This is a genomic window from Lysobacter sp. F6437 (genome assembly GCF_052547215.1).
Genome location: NZ_JBQWRB010000001.1, coordinates 1,805,803 through 1,823,652 on the forward strand (window position 1 = coordinate 1,805,803; position 17,850 = coordinate 1,823,652).

Genomic DNA, 17,850 nt, shown 5'->3' on the forward strand with positions numbered 1-17,850 from the left:
GCGACCGGGAACCGTTCGCCCGCGCCGGCTTCCGATCGCGGCTGAAGCCGCTCCTACAAAAATGCGGCCGAGCCGCGCTCGGCAGGCGACAATGGAGCCCCAATTTCCCGCGCGCCCCGTCGGCGTTATCCGGCCCTCGGCCGGATCAACGGCGACAGTTATTCCGGCGCGCAGTCGCCGGAATAACCCATGTTCGACGTCATCCTGTTCCAGCCCGAAATCCCGCCCAACACCGGCAACGCGATCCGGCTGTGCGCCAACACCGGCGCACGGCTGCACCTGGTGCGGCCGCTGGGTTTCGATCTCGACGACAAACAGATGCGCCGCGCCGGACTCGACTACCACGAGTACGCGCGGCTGCAAGTCCACGACCACCTCGACGCGGCGCTGGCGGCGATTGCCGAAACCAACGGCGCGCCGCCGCGCGTGTTCGCACTGAGCACGCGTGGCCGCACCCGCTTCGACACCCCGGCCTACCGCGAGGGCGATGCGTTCCTGTTCGGCTGCGAAACCCGCGGCCTGCCCGACGCGGTTCTCGACGCGTTGCCACCGGAGCAGCGCCTGCGCCTGCCGATGCGCCCCGACAACCGCAGCCTCAACCTGTCCAACGCGGTCGCGGTGACGGTGTTCGAGGCATGGCGGCAGCAGGGCTTCGCCGGCGCCGCCGACTGAAGCCCGCGCGCCGCTGCACTCAGTCGGCGGGGTACTGCTCGCGCATCAGCTCGGCAATGGCCGACACCGGTGCGTTGCCGTACGACAGGAACCGGTTGTGGAAGGTCTTCAGGTCGAACGCTTCGCCCAGCTCGGTCTTGCGCTGCTCGCGCAGGTCGTAGATCTCGGCGTAGCCGGTGAAATAGCTGGTCAGCTGCACCTGCGACAGCCGCACGCGGCGCCACTTGTTGACCGCCTCGGTCTTCTCCTGGAACGCCTCGCGCTGCAGCAGGTCCATCGCCTGCGCCTCGGTCATGCCGTCGACGTGCACGGCGTAGTCGAGGATCGCGTTGGTCACCACGCGCAGGTTCCACTTGCCGTACATCAGCCACATCTCGGGTTCCTGGTTGCCGTAGCCCTGCTCCAGCATCATCCGCTCGGCATACACCGCCCAGCCCTCGATCATCGCGCCGTTGCCGAGCAGGCTCTTGACCAGGCTCGGGCTCTTGTTGGCGTGCAGCAGCTGGGTGTAGTGGCCCGGGATGCCCTCGTGGATGTTGAGCACCTGCAGCACCCAGTGGTTGTACTCGCGCAGGAAGCTCTCGGCCTGCGCGTCGTCGTAGGCGTCCAGCGGGCTGACGTTGTAGTAGGTGTCCGCGGTCGGGTTGAACGGGCCGGGCGCGCTGACCGAGGCGCCGGCGCCACCGCCGCGCATGTACTCGGGGGTCTCGCGGACCACCAGCGGACGGCTTTCGTCCTGGTCGAGCAGGTCGTGCTCGCGGACGAAGTCGGCCAGCAGCGGGATCTGCCGGTTGATCTCGCTGAAGAATTCGTCGCGTTCGACGTGGCGCTCGGCCAGCTTGTCGATCATCCGGCCGATGCGCTCCAGCCGGTCGGCCGGCATCGCGGTGTCGGCGAAGTACTTCGGCCACAGCTGGACGGTGATCTCGTCCATGCGCCGGTGCAGCGATTCCTTCTCCTCGACCGCGCGCTGGTACAGCTCGGCGGCGGTGTAATGCGACTGGATGTCGTAGGTGAACTTCTTTTCGTAGAGGTCCTTGCCGATCCGGAACGAGCGCGCGTCGCCGCTCGCGGCCAGGCGCTTCTGCTCGCCCTCGAGCCAGCCGATCCAGTCCTCGATCGCGGCACGGGAGGCGTCGATGCGCTCGTTGAACGTCGCCTGCTCGGCGGCGCCGAGGCCGGATGCCGTGATCCGGTCGCGCAGTGCGTCGTCGAACACGCTGAGCGCGCCGCGGCTCTGCACGATCGCCAGTTCGACATGCTCGGCGGTCGGGTCGGCGATGTTCGCCTTCGCCGCGGCATAGTACTGCGGCACCTGCTCGATGCGGGCCATCACCGTACGCAGCCGCGCGTCCTCGTCGGCATACGGCGTGTTGAGCAGCAGCGCGACGGTGCCGGCGACGTTGTAGTTGGACGGGTCCCAGCTCCAGTCGCGGAAGTGCTGCTGGTACCAGATCGACGACTTGAACTGGTTGCTCAGCAGCATGTGGTCGATGCGCTGCGGCGCCGGCAGCTGCTGCGGGTCGAACGCGGCCAGTTCGGCCAGCGCGGCCTTGGCGAACGCGAGGTCGTCGGCGCGGCGCGCGGCGTCGGGAATGGTCAGGGTCGCGGCGTTGTCGTAGCGGCCGGAGTAGATCGACCACTCCGGGCTGCGCTCCAGCGCGCGCATCAGCAGCGATTCGGCGACCGTCTCGAAGCGGGCATCGCTGGCGACCGCGGCGGTATCGGCGTGCGTCGTGTCGGCCACCGGCAACTTGGCGGGCTGGCAACCGGCGAGGGCGCCAACACCGGTGGCGAGGATCAGCGACAGGGACAGCGAAAGCGGGGCGTGGCGCATGGTCGGGCTCCGTGACGGGTCGCCGACGATGGCGACGAACCGGCCGATCATGACCGGGAAGCCGATCCGCTGCAGGGTGCCAATGGTTGGCACGACGTCGTCCCGGCCGATCCGGCAAACAAAAAAGCCGGACCGCACATGGCGGCCCGGCTTCGCGGGATGACGCGTCGCGGCGTCAGTGACCCGAGCTGTGGTCGATCGTCTCGGCGCTGTCGAAGATCGCCTTGTCGGTCTCGCCCTTGACGGTGAGGAAGCCGGCCAGGCCCTTCTCGGCCCGCGAAAGCGCGTGGTCGACCAGGATGTACTTGCCCGGGTAGTCAACTTTGAACTCGACCATCGTCGCGCCGCCCGGCGGCACCAGCGTGGTCTGCACGTCGGTCAGCGGCGGGCTGGTGAACGAGGCCAGCTGGTAGACCTTGTCGAACACCTCGCCGATCAGGTGGAAGCTCGATGTCAGGTTCGGACCGCCGACGCCGAAGTACATCCGCACGGTGTCACCGACCTGCGCTTCCATGTTGTAGGTCCTGGTCAGCGCGTCCATCGAGCCGTTGAACATCATGTGCTCGGGCTGCTCGTCGAGCAGCTTGTCCAGCGAGAACTCCTGCAACCCGCTCGACCCGTGCTTCTGCGCGGTGTAGAGCTCGCCCTGCATCACGTAGAACTCGTGGTCGACCGTTGCCAACCCGCCTTCGGGCTCGACCAGGATCATCCCGTACATGCCGTTGGAGATGTGGTGGGCGATCATCGGCGTGGCGCAGTGGTAGACGTACAGGCCCGGGTGCAGCGCCTTGAAGGTGAAGCTCTTGGTCTGGCCCGGGGCGACCTGGGTGACCGCCGCGCCGCCGCCGGGACCGGTGACGGAGTGGAAGTCGACCGAGTGGATGTTGATGCTGTCCTCGGCGTTCTTGAGGTTGACGGTGACGCTGTCGCCCTGGCGGATGCGCAGGAACGGGCCGGGCACGGTGTTGTTGAAGGTCCAGTAGCGGTAGGTGCTGCCGTCCGACAACTTGCCCTCGACCTCGGTGGTTTCCAGGTCGTAGGTGATGTGTTTGGGCGCGCGGTCGCCGACCGGCTCGCCGACCTCCATCGGGTTCTTGGCGATGTCGACCGCGGTGCTGACGGTTTCCACCACGTCGCCGACGATCAGCTTGCCGAACATGCCGGCGGCCTTGTGGCCCGGGATCGTGCACAGGTACTCGAAGGTGCCGGCCCTGGTGGCGCGGAACACGATCGTGGTCGCGCTGCCTTCGCCGACCAGCTGGTCGGACTGGGCACCGAACTCGGGCACCGCGACGTCGTGCATCGCGCCGTCGCCGTTGACCACGGTGATCGCGACCACGGCGCCCTCGGGCACCTTCAGGTCAGGCGCGACCTGGCCCTTGATCGCGCCGGCATCGCCGACGAAGACCAGCTGGCCCTCGTGGATCTGCGTCTTCAGGGTGAAGGTGACATCGGCCACCGGGGTGACCGCGGCGTGGTGCTGGTTGGCGAGGGCCATCGGCGTGAAACCGGCGGCCGTCGCGAGTGCGAACAGCAATACCAGGTCTTTCATCTTCGGGTTTCCTTGGGGTTGCGGATCTCTCGTTGGGCGCAAGTTAGGCGAACGCCCAGGCCCCGGCCCTGACTTGGGTCAAGCCAACCACACTGCTGCGTATGGACCGCTTCCAGTTCCGCCGAAACCGTTGCGGCGCATGGGGCACAGCGTTGGACGACGTGTTCTTGACCTGCGTCAGTACGTATCAGTATGGACAGGCGGAGGATTCGCTTCGAACCCTTGCGAAGCAGATCCCGGAGCACGCCATGTCACGCCCTCTTCCCCCGGTGCCGGTCCTCGTGGCCGCGATCGCGGTCGCCCTGTCCGCACCCGCCGCCGCTACCGAAACCTTCGACGCCACCCCGTTCGACCTCGATGCGGTCATCGTCACTGCCGCCGCGCCGGTCTCGGCACTGACCTTCGACACCAGCCCCAAGCTCCCGCGGCAGCCGGTACCGGCGAGCGACGGCGCCGACTACCTCAAGACCATTCCCGGCTTCTCCGCGGTGCGCAACGGCGGCACCAATGGCGACCCGGTGCTGCGCGGCATGTTCGGCTCGCGCCTCAACCTGCTGACCCACGACGGCGCGATGCCGGGCGCCTGCCCGAGCCGGATGGACAACGCGATGTCCTACGTCGCGCCGGAGACCTACGACCGGCTGGTGGTGGTCAAGGGCCCGCAGACCGTACTCTGGGGCCCGGGCGCGTCGGCCGGCACGGTGCGTTTCGAGCGTGACCGCGAGCACTTCGAATCGCCCACGCTCAAGGCCGCCGGCAGCCTGCTGGGTGGCAGCTTCGGCCGCGACGACCAGGTCATCGACGCCACCTACGGCGACCGCCCCGGCTACGCCCGCGTCAGCGCCAACCGCTCCGAATCCGACGACTACCGCGACGGCAACGGCGACACCGTCGGCTCGGCCTGGAACAAGTGGAACGCCGACGCCGCGGTCGGCTGGACGCCCGACCCCGACACCCTGCTCGAACTCGGCGTCGGCATCGGCGACGGCAAGTCGCGCTATGCGACCCGCGGCATGGACGGCAGCCAGTTCAAGCGCGACAACACCAGCCTGCGCTTCGAGAAGTCCAACATCGGCGAGCACCTGGCCGAGCTCGAGGCGACGCTGTTCCACAACCGCGCCGACCACGTGATGGACAACTACAGCCTGCGCGAGCCGAACCCCGACGGCATGATGCCGATGCCGATGGCGAGCAACGTCGAGCGCCGCACCAGCGGTGGTCGCATCGCCGCGACCTGGCGCGCCGACGCCTACGAGCTGGTCACTGGGCTCGACGGCCAGGACAGCCGCCACCGCCGCCGCAACGGCATGGGTCGCGACACCTACAAGGCGCAGCCGTGGACCGTCGATGCGCGCTTCGCCAACCGCGGCGCGTTTGCCGAGGGCACCTGGTTCCAGGGCGAGCGCAACCGCTGGGTCGCCGGTGCGCGCCTCGACCGCGCCGAAGCCACCGACGGGCGTGCCACCGTTTCCGGCGGCCACGGCCACGGCGGCGCCGCGATGCCGAACCCGACCGCCGGCCGGACCCGCGAGGAGACGTTGTCCGCCGGCTTCGTCCGCTTCGAGCGCGACGCCGCCCGCCAGCCGCTGACCTGGTATGCCGGCCTCGGCCACACCGAACGCATGCCGGACTACTGGGAGCTGTTCTCGGCCAACGCGTTCGGCGGCGGCATGGGCATGGGCGGCACCAACGCCTTCGCAGGCCTCGATACCGAGAAGACCACCCAGCTCGACATCGGCCTGCACTATCGCGGCAAGAAGGTCGACGCCTGGGTGTCGGCCTACGCCGGCCGCGTCGACGACTTCATCCAGTTCCACTACCCCGCGGATGGCATGATGGCCGGCCGCAGCATCGTGTCGAACATCGACGCCGATATCCGCGGCGCCGAACTCGGGGTGGAACTGCGCCCGGCCGCGCACTGGAAACTCGGCGGCACCCTCGCCTACGCCCGCGGCGAAGACGCCGACAGCGGCCGCCCATTACCGCAGATGACTCCGCTGGAATCGCGCCTGACCGCCGCATGGGACAACGGCCAATGGACCGCCGGCGCATTGCTGCGGGTGGTCGATGGACAACACCGCGTCGCCCCCGGCTACGGCAACGTGATCGGCCAGGACCTCGGCGCCAGCCCGGGCTTCGCCACCCTCGCCCTCAACGCCGGCTACCGTTTCGACAACGGCATGCAGCTCACCGCCGGCGTCGACAACGTGTTCGACCGCGCCTACAGCGAGCACCTCAACCTCGCCGGCAACGCCGACTTCGGCTACCCGGCCGACCCGGTGCGGATCAACGAGCCCGGCCGCACCGCGTGGCTCAAGCTCAACGTCAGCTACTGACGGGCGCGAACCCGGCCGCCGGTGCAGTCCACCGGCGGCCGGCATACACTCGGCCCCGCATGAACAGTCCGAGCCAGCCGGCATCGCGCAAGCGCGCCAAGACCACGTCGATCGACATCGCCCACGCCGCCGGCGTTTCACAGGCGACGGTGTCGCGGGTGCTGCGCGGCAGCCCGCTGGTCAACGCCGAGACCCGCAAACGGGTCGAGGCGGCGGTGCTGGAACTCAACTACAAGGTCGACCGCCACGCCTCCAGCCTGCGCCTGCAGCGCTCCGGCACGCTGGCGCTGCTGCTGTTCGAGGACCCGACCCCGGACGACTCGCACATCAACCCGTTCTTCCTGTCGATGCTCGGCTCGATCACCCGCGCCTGCGCGCGCGCCGGGCAGGACCTGCTGGTGTCGTTCCAGCAGCTGTCGGACGACTGGCACGCCGACTACGCCGACAGCATGAAAGCCGACGGCTTGATCCTGCTCGGCTACGGCGACTACCTGAGCTACCGCGGCAAGCTGGAGAAACTGGTCGAGCAGGGCACCCACTTCGTGCGCTGGGGCGCGGTGCTGCCGGACCAGCCGGGGCTGTCAATCGGTTGCGACAACTTCCACGGCGGGCAACTGGTCGGCGAGCACCTGGGCGGGCTCGGGCATCGCCGCATCGCGTTCCTCGGCGACGCCTCGCGCCATTACCCGGAGTTCTACGACCGTTACCAGGGCTGCGACGCGGCGCTGCACGCGGCGGGGCTGGCGCTCGACCCGGCGCTGCAGGTCGACGCGCAGAGCGCCGAGGACGACGGTTACGCCGCGGCGCGCGAACTGCTGGGCCGCGGCGTGGCATTCGACGCGGTGTTCGCCGCCAGCGACCTGATCGCGATCGGCGCAATGCGCGCGTTCGCCGAGGCCGGCCTGCAGGTGCCCCACGACATCGCGGTGGTCGGCTTCGACGACCTGCCGACCGCGCGCTCGGCCAGCCCGGCGCTGACCACGGTGTCGCAGGACACCTCGCGCGCCGGCACCCTGCTGGTCGAGACCCTGATGAAGCAGGTGCAGGAGCAGCCGGTGGAGAGCTTCACGCTGCCGGCGAAACTGGTGGTGCGGCGTTCGAGCTGCGACAGCGGCTGATCATCGCTCTGCATTGTGTAGGAGCGACGTGAGTCGCGACCTGCAGATCGTTGCCGAAGGATTCGGACCGTCGAACGCTGGCGCCGTGTCCGAAGCAGCTTCGGGTAGTTCCTCTACAAGCGGCTGGTGAGGCGCTTACCGAGTTCGTCGGGTCGCGACTCACGTCGCTCCTACATCCGGCGCGTGCGGGGGAACGCAGGATCCGCTGATGGATCAGGGACCGGGGCCGCGGCGGGCGCCGGCCATCAGCCGGGCGAGTTCCGCCTGCAGGTCTGGCCGGGTCACTGGCGCATCGAGCAGGTAGACCTCGACCCCGTGCGCCGGCACCGTCGCCGACAGGCGGCCGCCTTTCGCCACCTCGACCGCAGCGCCGCCGATCGCGCCCTGCCACGTGCCCGCCTGCAGGTAGTCGCTCACCTCGAAACCCGCCGGCGCGTCGCCCTTGTTGAGCAGCACCAGCGCGACCTGGTGTTCGCCGTCGTGCTGGTGGACGCGGTAGAACGCGGCGCGGTCGCCGTCGAGCACGAGGTTCAGCTGCAACCCGCGCTGCAGCGCCGGTGACGCCGCACGAACCTGCGCGATGCGCTTGAGCTGCTCGCGGATCGGATGGCCGACCGCGGCGTCGACACGCTCCTGCCCGAAGTAGTTGCGGTTGCCCTCGTGCTCGCCGGCGCCGCGCATGAAGCCGGTTTCCGAGCCGTAGTAGATGACCGGGATGCCTCGCGCGGTGAACAGCCAGTTGTGGGCGTCGATGAAGCCGGCGTCGCTGGCGTCCATCCGTGGCATGTCGTGGTTGTCGTAGAACGTCATCAGTTCGTACGGGTTGGTGTACGGGCCGTCCGTCAGGTACAGCGCGTCGGCCAGCGCCTCGTAACCCGCCCCGTTGCCGCCGAAGACTTCCTGCAACGCGGCCTTCAGCGGGAAGTCGAGCACGCTGACGCCGCCGTTCTCCGGCCAGGTGTGCGGCGCGATGTTGGCGGCCTCGTGGTCGAACGCCTCGCCGAACATGAAGAAGCCCGGATGCTCGGCCCGGATGCGGTCGCTGAAGGCCTTCCAGAACGGGTGCGGCACGTGGCGGATGGTGTCGATCCGGAACGCGTCGGCGCCCTGCTCGATCCATTGCGAATACGCGCGCACGAAGTAGTCGAGCACCGCCGGGTTGGTGTCGTCGAGGTTGGACAGCTGGGCGATGTCGGGCTCGTCGTGGAAGAACGCGTGCAGCGGGTTGCCGGCCGGGTCGAGATCTTCCGGCGCGAGGTTCTGGTGGTCGGCGACCAGGGTGCCGTCGGCGTCGTACAGCTCGCCGTACTTCGGCTGGTCGACCGGCATCGTGAACGACGGCGAGCCGTGGTTGGCGACGATGTCGAGCACGGTCTGCAGGCCGTGTTGATCGAGCCCCGCGGCCAGCCCGGCGAAGTCGAGGTCGGCGCTCGGCAGGTGCTCATCGAGCTCGAAGAAGTTGACCCCCCAGTAGCCGTGGTAGCCGGTCTTGCCGCGGTCCTTGAAGAACGCGTCCGAGCCGAGCGGGTCGCCGCCGGTAAAGGCCTGGTCCGGGTTGTCGACGATCGGCGTCAGCCAGACCGCGCCGAAACCCATGTCGGCGATGTAGCCGGCGTTGTCGAGCAGGCCGCGGAAATCGCCGCCGAGGTAGCCGATGTTGCCGCCGTGGGTCTCCGCGCCCGGGGTCGGCCGGTCGAACGTCCGAAGCGCCGGATCCGACCCGCCCTGCCCGCGCTGGTCGTTGGACGGATCGCCGTTGACGAAGCGGTCGGTAACCACGAAGTACACCGCGTTGGCGGCGAACGGCTCGGTGGTGCCGTAGTAGTCGGCCACTGGCGCGGCCGGCGACGGTGCAGCGGATGAGGGGTCCTGCGCGCAGCCGGCGGCGAGCCCGGCGAGCAGCGCGATGGAAAGAATACGGATGCTCATGCGGCCTCCCCTTCGGTCAGTTCGGCGCCCGGCTCGCGCACCCGCAGCACGCACAGGCCCGCCACGACCAGGCTCACACCGCCGATCATCAACGCCTGGATCGGCTCGTTGCCGAAGAACGTCTTGAGCAGGAACCCGAGCAGGCTCGCCGCGACCAGCTGCGGGATCACGATGAAGAAATTGAAGATGCCCATGAACACGCCCATCTTCGCCGCCGGCACGCTGTCCGACAGCAGCGCGTACGGCAGCGACAGGATCGACGCCCAGGCGAAGCCGACGCCGACCATCGACGCCAGCAGCCAGATCGGGTCGCGGATCACCAGCATCGACAGCAGCCCGGCGCCGCCGAGCGCGCAGTTGAGCAGGTGGCTGACCCGCAGGCCCCAGTGCCGCACCATCCACGGGATTACCACGGCGGCGAGTGCGGCGAAGCCGTTGTAGGCGGCGAACAGCACGCCGACCCAGTTCGCGCCCTCGTTGTACGCCGCCGAGGTGGTGTCGCTGCTGCCGAAGTGGACGCCGGTCACCGCGGCGGTCGCGAACAGCCACATCGCGAACAGTCCGAACCACGAGAAGAACTGCACCACCGCGAGCCGGCGCATCGCCGTCGGCATGTCGCGCAGGTCGTCGAGGATGCTGCTGAACGCGCCGCCGCCGGTGACCTGCGTGCGCACCAGCAGCGCGGCACCGTAGGACGCGATCAGCCCGGCGAGGATGTACAGCTGCTTGTCGAGGCCGAAGCCGGCGACCAGCGCGATCGCAACGAGGCCGACTGCCAGCCACGCCAGCGCCGGCCGCCATGCCGCGCGCGGATCGGAATGGCGCTGCACCAGCGGCGGCGCCTGGTCCCACGCCTTCAATTGCTCCGGCGGGTACTCGCGGGTGCGCAGGATGGTCCACAGCACCGCGACCAGCAGCACCACGCCGCCGAAATAGAACGCGTAGCGCACGGTGTCGGGCACCTCGCCCGGCCCGGCGGTGTTGGCCACGCCCCAGTGCGCGAGCAGGAACGGCAGCAGGCTCGCGACCACCGAGCCGACGCCGATGAAGAAGCTCTGCATCGCGTAGCCGGTCGGCCGCTGGCGCACCGGCAACTGGTCGCCGACCAGCGCGCGGAATGGTTCCATCGAGATGTTGAGCGAGGCGTCGAGCACCCACAGCATGCCGGCGGCGATCCACAGCGACGGCGAGTTCGGCATCGCCAGCAGGGCCAGCGTCGCCAGCACCACGCCCAGCAGGAAGTACGGCCGGCGCCGGCCGAAGCCGGTCCAGGTGCGGTCCGACAGGTAGCCGACGATCGGCTGCACGATCAGCCCGGTCAGCGGCGCGGCGATCCACAGCACCGGGATGTCATCCATCGACGCGCCGAGGGTCTGGAATATCCGGCTGACGTTGGCGTTCTGCAGGGCGAATCCGAACTGGATGCCGAGGAAGCCGAAGCACATGTTCCAGATCTGCCAGAACGTCAGCTGCGGTTTTTGGTTCATCTGGTCGTCGCCCCGTGTCGGTTCGAGCCCATGGTAGTCACCGCCACCACCGCACATTCCACCTGCAAACGTATTCATCCGGACAGTGCGTGAAGCGGCAACATGCTGCACCGCGGGGCATGGAATAGTGCCAGCACGCCGACGGTGAGCGTCGGCGACGGATCGATTCACGGGAACGCGAATGGCGACAAGTGCGGTGACGACGGACGGGATGGTGGCGGGTGCGCCGGTGGCGGTCGGGCGTGCGCTCGACTGGTGGCGCGGCGCGGTGATCTACCAGATCTACCCGCGCAGCTTCCTCGACACCAACGGCGACGGCGTCGGCGACCTGCCCGGCATCGTCGACCGGCTCGACTATGTCGCCAGTCTCGGCGTCGACGCGATCTGGGTGTCGCCGTTCTTCAAGTCGCCGATGGCCGACTTCGGCTACGACATTTCCGACTACCGCGACATCGACCCGCTGTTTGGCACGCTGGCCGACTTCGACCGGCTGCTGGCAAAGGCGCACTCGCTCGGCATCAAGGTGATGATCGACCAGGTGCTGAGCCACAGCTCCGACCAGCACGAGTGGTTCCGGCAGAGCCGCCAGGACCGCGTCAACGACAAGTCAGACTGGTACGTCTGGGCCGATCCGAAACCCGATGGAAGCGCGCCCAACAACTGGCTGTCGATCTTCGGCGGGCCGGCATGGAAGTGGGAGCCGCGGCGCGAGCAGTACTACCTGCACAACTTCCTGTCGTCGCAGCCGCAGCTGAACTTCCACAACCCGGCCGTGCGCGCGGCGATGCTCGACAACCTGCAGTTCTGGCTCGACCGCGGCGTCGACGGCATGCGGCTGGACTCGATCAACTTCTGCTTCCATGACGAGCAACTGCGCGACAACCCGGCCAAGCCGGCGGAACTGCGCACCGGCCGCGGCTTCAGCGCCGACAACCCGTACGCCTACCAGTACCACTACTACAACAACACCCGGCCCGAGAACCTGGCGCTGATGGAGGACCTGCGGACGCTGTTCGACCGCTATCCCGGCAGCACCATGCTCGGCGAGATCTCCTCGGAGGATTCGCTGGGGACGATGGCCGAGTACGTCGGCGACACGCGACTGCACATGGGTTACAGCTTCGAGTTGCTGGTCGAAGACTTCAGCGCCGCCTACATCCGCGCGACCGTCGAGGACATCGAGACCCGCATGCCGCACGGCTGGCCGTGCTGGGCGGTGTCCAACCACGACGTGATGCGCGCGACCACCCGCTGGGGCGGCGCCGGTGACGACGACTTCGCGCGCCAGCTGGTCGCGCTGGTGTGCTCGCTGCGCGGCTCGGTGTGCCTGTACCAGGGCGAGGAACTGGGACTGACGGAAGCCGACGTGCCGTTCGAGGCCTTGCAGGACCCGTACGGCATCTCGTTCTGGCCGAACTTCAAGGGCCGCGACGGCTGCCGCACGCCGATGCCGTGGGACGACAGCGCCCAGGCCGGCTTCACCGACAGCCCGCCGTGGCTGCCGATTCCGGCCGAGCACCGCGCGCGCAGCGTCGCCGCGCAGGATGCCGATCCCGGCTCCGTGCTCAACGCGACCCGCCGCTTCCTGCGCTGGCGCCAGTCGCTGCCGGCGCTGCTGCAGGGCGACATCGCGTTCATCGATGCGCCGGAGCCGGTGCTCGCGTTCACCCGTGAAGCACGGGGCGAGCGGTTGCTGGTTGCGTTCAACCTGTCGGCCGACGCCGCGCAGTGGACGCTGCCGGATGGTTTCGAGCCGCGCGCGATCGATGACCACGGCGGACTCGCCGGCCGGGTCGATGGTCGCCAGCTGCACCTGCCCGCGCGTGGAGTGTTCTTCGCCCGGCTCGACTGAGGACGCACCAGCGCGATGACGCCGACCGACCCGTTTCCGTTCCGAACCCCGCGCCTGCGCCGATTGACCGCGGCGCTGGCTTTCGCGGTGGTTGGCGGGTTTGCGACGCCGGGTGTTGCGGCGACGCTGGATACCGCCGCCTGCAATGCCGATGCGTTCGCGGCCGTGCTGCATGCGGCGCCGGATTCGCCGACCGATGCGAGTGCCTACTGGCTTGACCGCCGACTGCTGCAATGGCCGGGGCAGGTAACGGACGACGGTTCGAAATTCCGGCTGTACCACGCAGCCGACGGCGGCATCATCGCTGGTGTTGGCCGTGCGGTGACCGGTGCTGATGGCGCGGTCGCGCTGCAGGTTTCCCGCGACGCCGTGCCGGCCGAGCTCGCGCAGCGCTTCAGGTTCATCGGTGACGGCGTGGTGCTGGCGTTGGCCTCGACCGACACCGCGCGCGTCCCGGGATTGCTGCGCGGGCAACTGCTGCTGGTGCGCGAGGACGCCGCCGGCAACGTCGTCGCCAGCACCACGCTGCAGTCACCCGGCGCGCTCGACGACGTATACGCGGCGGCCGGATCGATCGACGACCTCGGCGCGACCGTCGCGGCCGACACCACCGGATTCAGGCTCTGGGCCCCGACCGCGCGCGACGTATCGCTGTGTCTGTACGACGCTGGCAGCGGCACTGCGGATTCTCGCGAGCCGATGCGGTTCGACGCCACGACCGGCGCGTGGTCGCTGCAGCTACCGACCGACCGGTCCGGCGACTACTACACCTATCTGGTCGACGTGTTCGTGCCCGGCACCGGCGTGGTCCGCAACCGCGTCACCGACCCGTACTCGGTCAGCCTGACCACCGATTCGAAGCGCAGCTACATCGCCGATCTCGACGATGCCGCGCTCAAGCCCGCCGGCTGGGACGACGCACCGCGACCGGCACCGCTGGCCGCGCCGACCGACATGGTCATCTACGAGTTGCACGCGCGCGATTTCTCGCGCGACGACGCGACCGTCAGCGATGCCAACCGTGGCAAATACCTCGCCTTCACCGAGACCGGCAGCGACGGGATGCGCCACCTGCAGGCACTGGCCGACGCCGGCTTGACCGACGTCCACCTGCTGCCGGTGTTCGACCTCGCCACCGTGCCCGAGTCGGGCTGCGTCGAGCCAGCGGTGCCGGATGCCGCGCCCGACAGCGAGGCGCAGCAGGCCGCGGTGATGGCGGTCGCCGCGCGCGACTGCTTCAACTGGGGCTACGACCCGTACCACTTCAACGCACCCGAAGGCAGCTTCGCCAGCGACGCGAGCGACGGCGCCACGCGCATCCGCGAGTTCCGCGCGATGGTGCAGGCACTGCACGCCGCCGGCCTGCGGGTCGGCATGGACGTGGTCTACAACCACACCACCGCGTCGGGCCAGGTCGAGCGCTCGGTGCTCGACCGCATCGTGCCGGGCTACTACCAGCGGCTCGACGCGCACGGCAGGGTCACCACCTCGACCTGCTGCGACAACACCGCGACCGAACACCTGATGATGGGCAAGCTGATGCTCGACTCGGCGGCGCTGTGGGCGCGCGAGTACCGGATCGACTCGTTCCGCTTCGACCTGATGGGGCACCAGCCGCGCGACGTGATGGAACAGTTGCAGGTGCGCGTCGACGAAGCCGCCGGCCGCCACGTCAACCTGATCGGCGAGGGCTGGAACTTCGGCGAGGTCGCCGACGGTGCGCGTTTCGTGCAGGCCTCGCAGCTGTCGTTGCAGGGGTCCGGCATCGGCACCTTCAGCGACCGCGCGCGCGATGCGATCCGCGGCGGTGGCGCCGGCGACAAGGGCGCGGCGATGTTCACCCAGGGCTACGTCAACGGCCAGCACTACGCGCCGAACACGGTTGCGGCCAGCCCGGATAGCGACGCGGAAGCAAACAGTCGGGACGCGCTGCTGCATGCCGCCGACCTGGTCCGCGCCGGCCTCGCCGGCACCCTGTCGGACTACGTCATGACCGACCGCACAGGCGCGGCCATCCCACTGTCGCGACTCGACTACAAGGGCCAGCCGGCCGGCTACGCTGCGCAGCCCGGCGAGGTCGTCAACTACGTCGAGAACCACGACAACCAGACCCTGTTCGACGTCAACGCGTTCAAGCTGCCGCTCGACACCAGCCGCGAGGACCGCGCGCGGGTGCAGGTACTCGCACTCGCGTTGAATGCCTTCAGCCAGGGCATCGCCTACTTCCACGCCGGCGGCGAACTGCTGCGCTCCAAGTCGCTCGACCGCAACAGCTTCGACTCCGGCGACTGGTTCAACCGGATCGACTGGACCGGCCGCGACAACCACTTCGGCACCGGCCTGCCGCCCGCGCCCGACAACCGCGACAGCTGGCCGCAGATGGCACCGCTGCTGGCGGACCCCGGCATCAAGCCGACCGCGCGCGAGATCGCCTTCACCCGCGGCGCGTTCGAGGACCTGCTGCGCATCCGCGACAGCTCGACCCTGCTCCGCATGCGCACGGCCGATGATGTCGCGCAGCGCCTGCACTTCCACAACACCGGTCCCGACCAGAACCCGCTTGTGATCGCCGGCCACATCGACGGCGACGGCTATCCGCGTGCCGGGTTCGCCGAGGTGCTGTACCTGGTCAACGTCTCGCCCGAAGCGCAGACGCTGGTGATCCCGGAGGCGGCCGGCAAGGACTATGCGTTGCATCCGGTGCACCGTACGGACACCGCCGCCGACCCGCGTCCGCGCGACGCGGCGCGGTACGACGCCGCCCGCGGCCGCTTCGTCGTACCCGCACGAACCGCGATGGTCTACGTGATCGCCACCAACCAGTCCCCTCTACCGCCTGTGGGAGAGGACTAGGGTGAGGGCAGGAGCCACGCAGCACCGGGCGTCATCGGCTGCCGCGCACCCTCACCCCAACCCTCTCCCGCAGGCGGGAGAGGGAGCACGGTCACGCGGCCGGCCCACCATTTCCAAGGGAACGATTTCGATGCACCAGCTTCGCCTGCTCCTCGCAAACACCGCTTTCGCCGCCGCGCTGCTGGTGCCTACCGCCCACGCCGAAACCGTCGCCACCGTGGCCTCGCCCAACGACGTGCTCACGGTCGAGCTCGACCTGCATGAGGGTCGCGTCGGCTATCGCGTCGAGCGCTTCGGCGAACCGGTGATCGAGACCTCCGCGCTCGGCTTCATGCTGCGCGGCAGCGGCAAGCTCGAGCGCAACCTCGCGCTCACCGACAAGGCGACCCGCAGTTTCGATGAGACCTGGGAACAACCCTGGGGCGAGGACCGCTTCGTCCGCAACCACTACAGCGAGCTGCGCGCTACGCTCACCGAAACCGTCGCCCCGAAGCGCACCTTCGACGTGGTGTTTCGCGTGTACGACGACGGCATCGGCTTTCGCTACGAGTTCCCGGAACAGGCCGCCGCCAGCGAACTCATCATCGACGACGAACTGACCGAGTTCGCCCTCGCCGACCCCGCTACCGCGTGGTGGATCCCGGCCGGCGAGTGGAACCGCTACGAGTACCTGTACCAGCGCACCCCGCTCAACGAGGTCACGATGGCGCACACGCCGATGACCGTGCGCACCGAGGACGGCCTGCACATTGCCTTCCACGAGGCGGCGCTGGTCGACTACGCCGGCATGTGGCTGCGCCGCACCGAGGGACGCCGCTTCCGCGCCCAGCTCGCACCCGCATCGGAAGGCTGGAAGGTCCGCCGCACGCTGCCGTTCAACACCCCGTGGCGCACCCTGCAGATCGCCGACAGCGCCGCCGCGCTGTACGAGTCGTCCGACCTGATCCTCAATCTCAACGAGCCGAACAAGCTCGGCGATGTCAGCTGGTTCACGCCGGCCAAGTACGTCGGCATCTGGTGGTCGCTGCACCTGGAAACCGAGAGCTGGGCGACCGGCCGCAAGCACGGCGCCACCACCGCGAACACGAAGCGCTACATCGACTTCGCCGCCGAGAACGGCTTCCGCGGCGTGCTGGTCGAGGGCTGGAACCCCGGCTGGGACGGCCAGTGGTTCGGCAATGGCTACGACTTCGACTTCACCAGGGCAGCGCCCGACTTCGACATCGAGGCGCTGTCGGCCTACGCCGAGTCGAAGGGCGTGCACCTGATCGGCCATCACGAGACCGGCTGCGCGGTCAGCCATTACGAGGACCAGATGGCCGACGCGTTCGCGATGAACGAGCGGCTCGGCATCGACGTGGTCAAGACCGGCTATGTCTGCGACGCCGGCGGCATCGAGCGGCGCCTGCCGGACGGTTCGATCGCGCGCGAATGGCACGACGGCCAGTGGAATGCCGGCCACCACCTGCGCGTGCTGCGGGCGGCGGCGAAGCACCACGTCGCAATCAACACCCACGAGCCGATCAAGGACACCGGCCTGCGCCGCACCTACCCGAACTGGGTCTCGCGCGAAGGCGCCCGCGGCATGGAGTACGGCGCCTGGGCCAAGCCGACCAACCCGCCCGAGCACGAGGCCAACCTCGTGTTCACCCGGATGCTGTCCGGGCCGATGGACTACACCCCCGGCATCCTCAGCCTGCAGGGCCGCGGGCAGGCGATCCAGACCACGATCGCCAAGCAGCTTGCGCTGTACGTGGTGTTGTACAGCCCAGTGCAGATGGCCGCGGATTTGCCGGAGAACTACAAGAAGCACATGGATGCGTTCCAGTTCATCAGGGACGTACCGGCCGACTGGGCGCGCACCGAGGTGCTCAATGGCGAGGTCGGCGACTATGTGACCTTCGCGCGGCAGGACCGTAACAGCGACGACTGGTACCTGGGCAGCATCACCGACGAGAACGGCCGCGTGTTGAAGGTGCCCCTGGCGTTCCTGCAACCGGGGCGGACCTATACCGCGCAGATCTACCGCGACGGTGATGGTGCGCACTGGGAGGACGCGCCGTTCGAGTTCGAGCGCGAGGACGGCGAAGTGACCAGCGCCGATGTGTTGACGATCCGTCTCGCCGCCGGCGGTGGCCAGGCGGTCCGGTTCGTGGCGAAGCCGTGATGTTTCCTGCGTCCGTCCGGGCTTTTGTAGGAGCGGCTTCAGCCGCG

General features: G+C 68.9%; 10 protein-coding genes. 6 read left to right on the top strand and 4 right to left on the bottom strand.

The window, feature by feature from the left end:
* Positions 1 to 189: 189 nt before the first annotated feature.
* Positions 190 to 672, top strand: a complete 483-nt coding sequence (locus ACT9F5_RS08350; protein ID WP_445119417.1) for a TrmH family RNA methyltransferase — start codon at positions 190 to 192, stop codon at positions 670 to 672.
* A gap of 19 nt (positions 673 to 691) precedes the next feature.
* On the opposite strand, the gene ACT9F5_RS08355 is transcribed toward ACT9F5_RS08350, so the two are convergent.
* Positions 692 to 2,602, bottom strand: a complete 1,911-nt coding sequence (locus ACT9F5_RS08355; RefSeq protein ID WP_445119418.1) for a DUF885 family protein — start codon at positions 2,600 to 2,602, stop codon at positions 692 to 694.
* An 82-nt stretch (positions 2,603 to 2,684) separates the two neighbouring features.
* Complete coding sequence (gene nirK, locus ACT9F5_RS08360; RefSeq protein WP_445119419.1) at positions 2,685 to 4,061, bottom strand: copper-containing nitrite reductase; 1,377 nt, start codon at positions 4,059 to 4,061, stop codon at positions 2,685 to 2,687.
* Between the two features lie 248 nt (positions 4,062 to 4,309).
* Here nirK and ACT9F5_RS08365 point away from each other — a divergent pair, with 248 nt between their 5' ends.
* The gene (locus ACT9F5_RS08365) at positions 4,310 to 6,397 is read left to right on the top strand and encodes a TonB-dependent copper receptor (protein ID WP_445119420.1); all 2,088 of its coding nucleotides are present in this window, start codon (positions 4,310 to 4,312) and stop codon (positions 6,395 to 6,397) included.
* A 59-nt stretch (positions 6,398 to 6,456) separates the two neighbouring features.
* Positions 6,457 to 7,515, top strand: coding sequence for a substrate-binding domain-containing protein (locus tag ACT9F5_RS08370; protein ID WP_445119421.1), 1,059 nt, complete (start codon positions 6,457 to 6,459; stop codon positions 7,513 to 7,515).
* Positions 7,516 to 7,728: 213 nt separating this feature from the next.
* Here the strand turns inward: ACT9F5_RS08370 and ACT9F5_RS08375 are convergent, their stop codons facing one another.
* Positions 7,729 to 9,444, bottom strand: a complete 1,716-nt coding sequence (locus ACT9F5_RS08375; RefSeq protein ID WP_445119422.1) for an alpha-amylase family glycosyl hydrolase — start codon at positions 9,442 to 9,444, stop codon at positions 7,729 to 7,731.
* Positions 9,441 to 10,931, bottom strand: coding sequence for an MFS transporter (locus ACT9F5_RS08380; RefSeq protein ID WP_445119423.1), 1,491 nt, complete (start codon positions 10,929 to 10,931; stop codon positions 9,441 to 9,443). Before ACT9F5_RS08380 ends, ACT9F5_RS08375 begins: the two co-directional genes overlap by 4 nt.
* 211 nt (positions 10,932 to 11,142) lie before the next feature.
* Here ACT9F5_RS08380 and ACT9F5_RS08385 point away from each other — a divergent pair, with 211 nt between their 5' ends.
* The 3 genes from ACT9F5_RS08385 (at position 11,143) to ACT9F5_RS08395 (ending at position 17,803) form a co-directional block, all read left to right on the top strand.
* On the top strand, positions 11,143 to 12,783 hold the full coding sequence (locus tag ACT9F5_RS08385; RefSeq protein ID WP_445119524.1) for an alpha-amylase family glycosyl hydrolase: 1,641 nt from the start codon (positions 11,143 to 11,145) through the stop codon (positions 12,781 to 12,783).
* Positions 12,784 to 12,798: 15 nt separating this feature from the next.
* Complete coding sequence (locus ACT9F5_RS08390; protein ID WP_445119424.1) at positions 12,799 to 15,636, top strand: alpha-1,6-glucosidase domain-containing protein; 2,838 nt, start codon at positions 12,799 to 12,801, stop codon at positions 15,634 to 15,636.
* A 130-nt stretch (positions 15,637 to 15,766) separates the two neighbouring features.
* Complete coding sequence (locus ACT9F5_RS08395; protein WP_445119425.1) at positions 15,767 to 17,803, top strand: glycoside hydrolase family 97 catalytic domain-containing protein; 2,037 nt, start codon at positions 15,767 to 15,769, stop codon at positions 17,801 to 17,803.
* The last annotated feature ends 47 nt before the right edge of the window (positions 17,804 to 17,850 follow it).

What these genes read in the sequence shown, in the direction of transcription:
- ACT9F5_RS08390 (WP_445119424.1), top strand. Translation starts at nt 12,799, where the DNA reads ATGACGCCGACCGACCCGTTTCCGTTCCGAACCCCGCGCCTGCGCCGA.
- nirK (WP_445119419.1), bottom strand. Translation starts at nt 4,061, where the DNA reads ATGAAAGACCTGGTATTGCTGTTCGCACTCGCGACGGCCGCCGGTTTC.
- ACT9F5_RS08380 (WP_445119423.1), bottom strand. Translation starts at nt 10,931, where the DNA reads ATGAACCAAAAACCGCAGCTGACGTTCTGGCAGATCTGGAACATGTGC.
- ACT9F5_RS08370 (WP_445119421.1), top strand. Translation starts at nt 6,457, where the DNA reads ATGAACAGTCCGAGCCAGCCGGCATCGCGCAAGCGCGCCAAGACCACG.
- ACT9F5_RS08375 (WP_445119422.1), bottom strand. Translation starts at nt 9,444, where the DNA reads ATGAGCATCCGTATTCTTTCCATCGCGCTGCTCGCCGGGCTCGCCGCC.
- ACT9F5_RS08395 (WP_445119425.1), top strand. Translation starts at nt 15,767, where the DNA reads ATGCACCAGCTTCGCCTGCTCCTCGCAAACACCGCTTTCGCCGCCGCG.
- ACT9F5_RS08385 (WP_445119524.1), top strand. Translation starts at nt 11,143, where the DNA reads ATGGTGGCGGGTGCGCCGGTGGCGGTCGGGCGTGCGCTCGACTGGTGG.
- ACT9F5_RS08350 (WP_445119417.1), top strand. Translation starts at nt 190, where the DNA reads ATGTTCGACGTCATCCTGTTCCAGCCCGAAATCCCGCCCAACACCGGC.
- ACT9F5_RS08365 (WP_445119420.1), top strand. Translation starts at nt 4,310, where the DNA reads ATGTCACGCCCTCTTCCCCCGGTGCCGGTCCTCGTGGCCGCGATCGCG.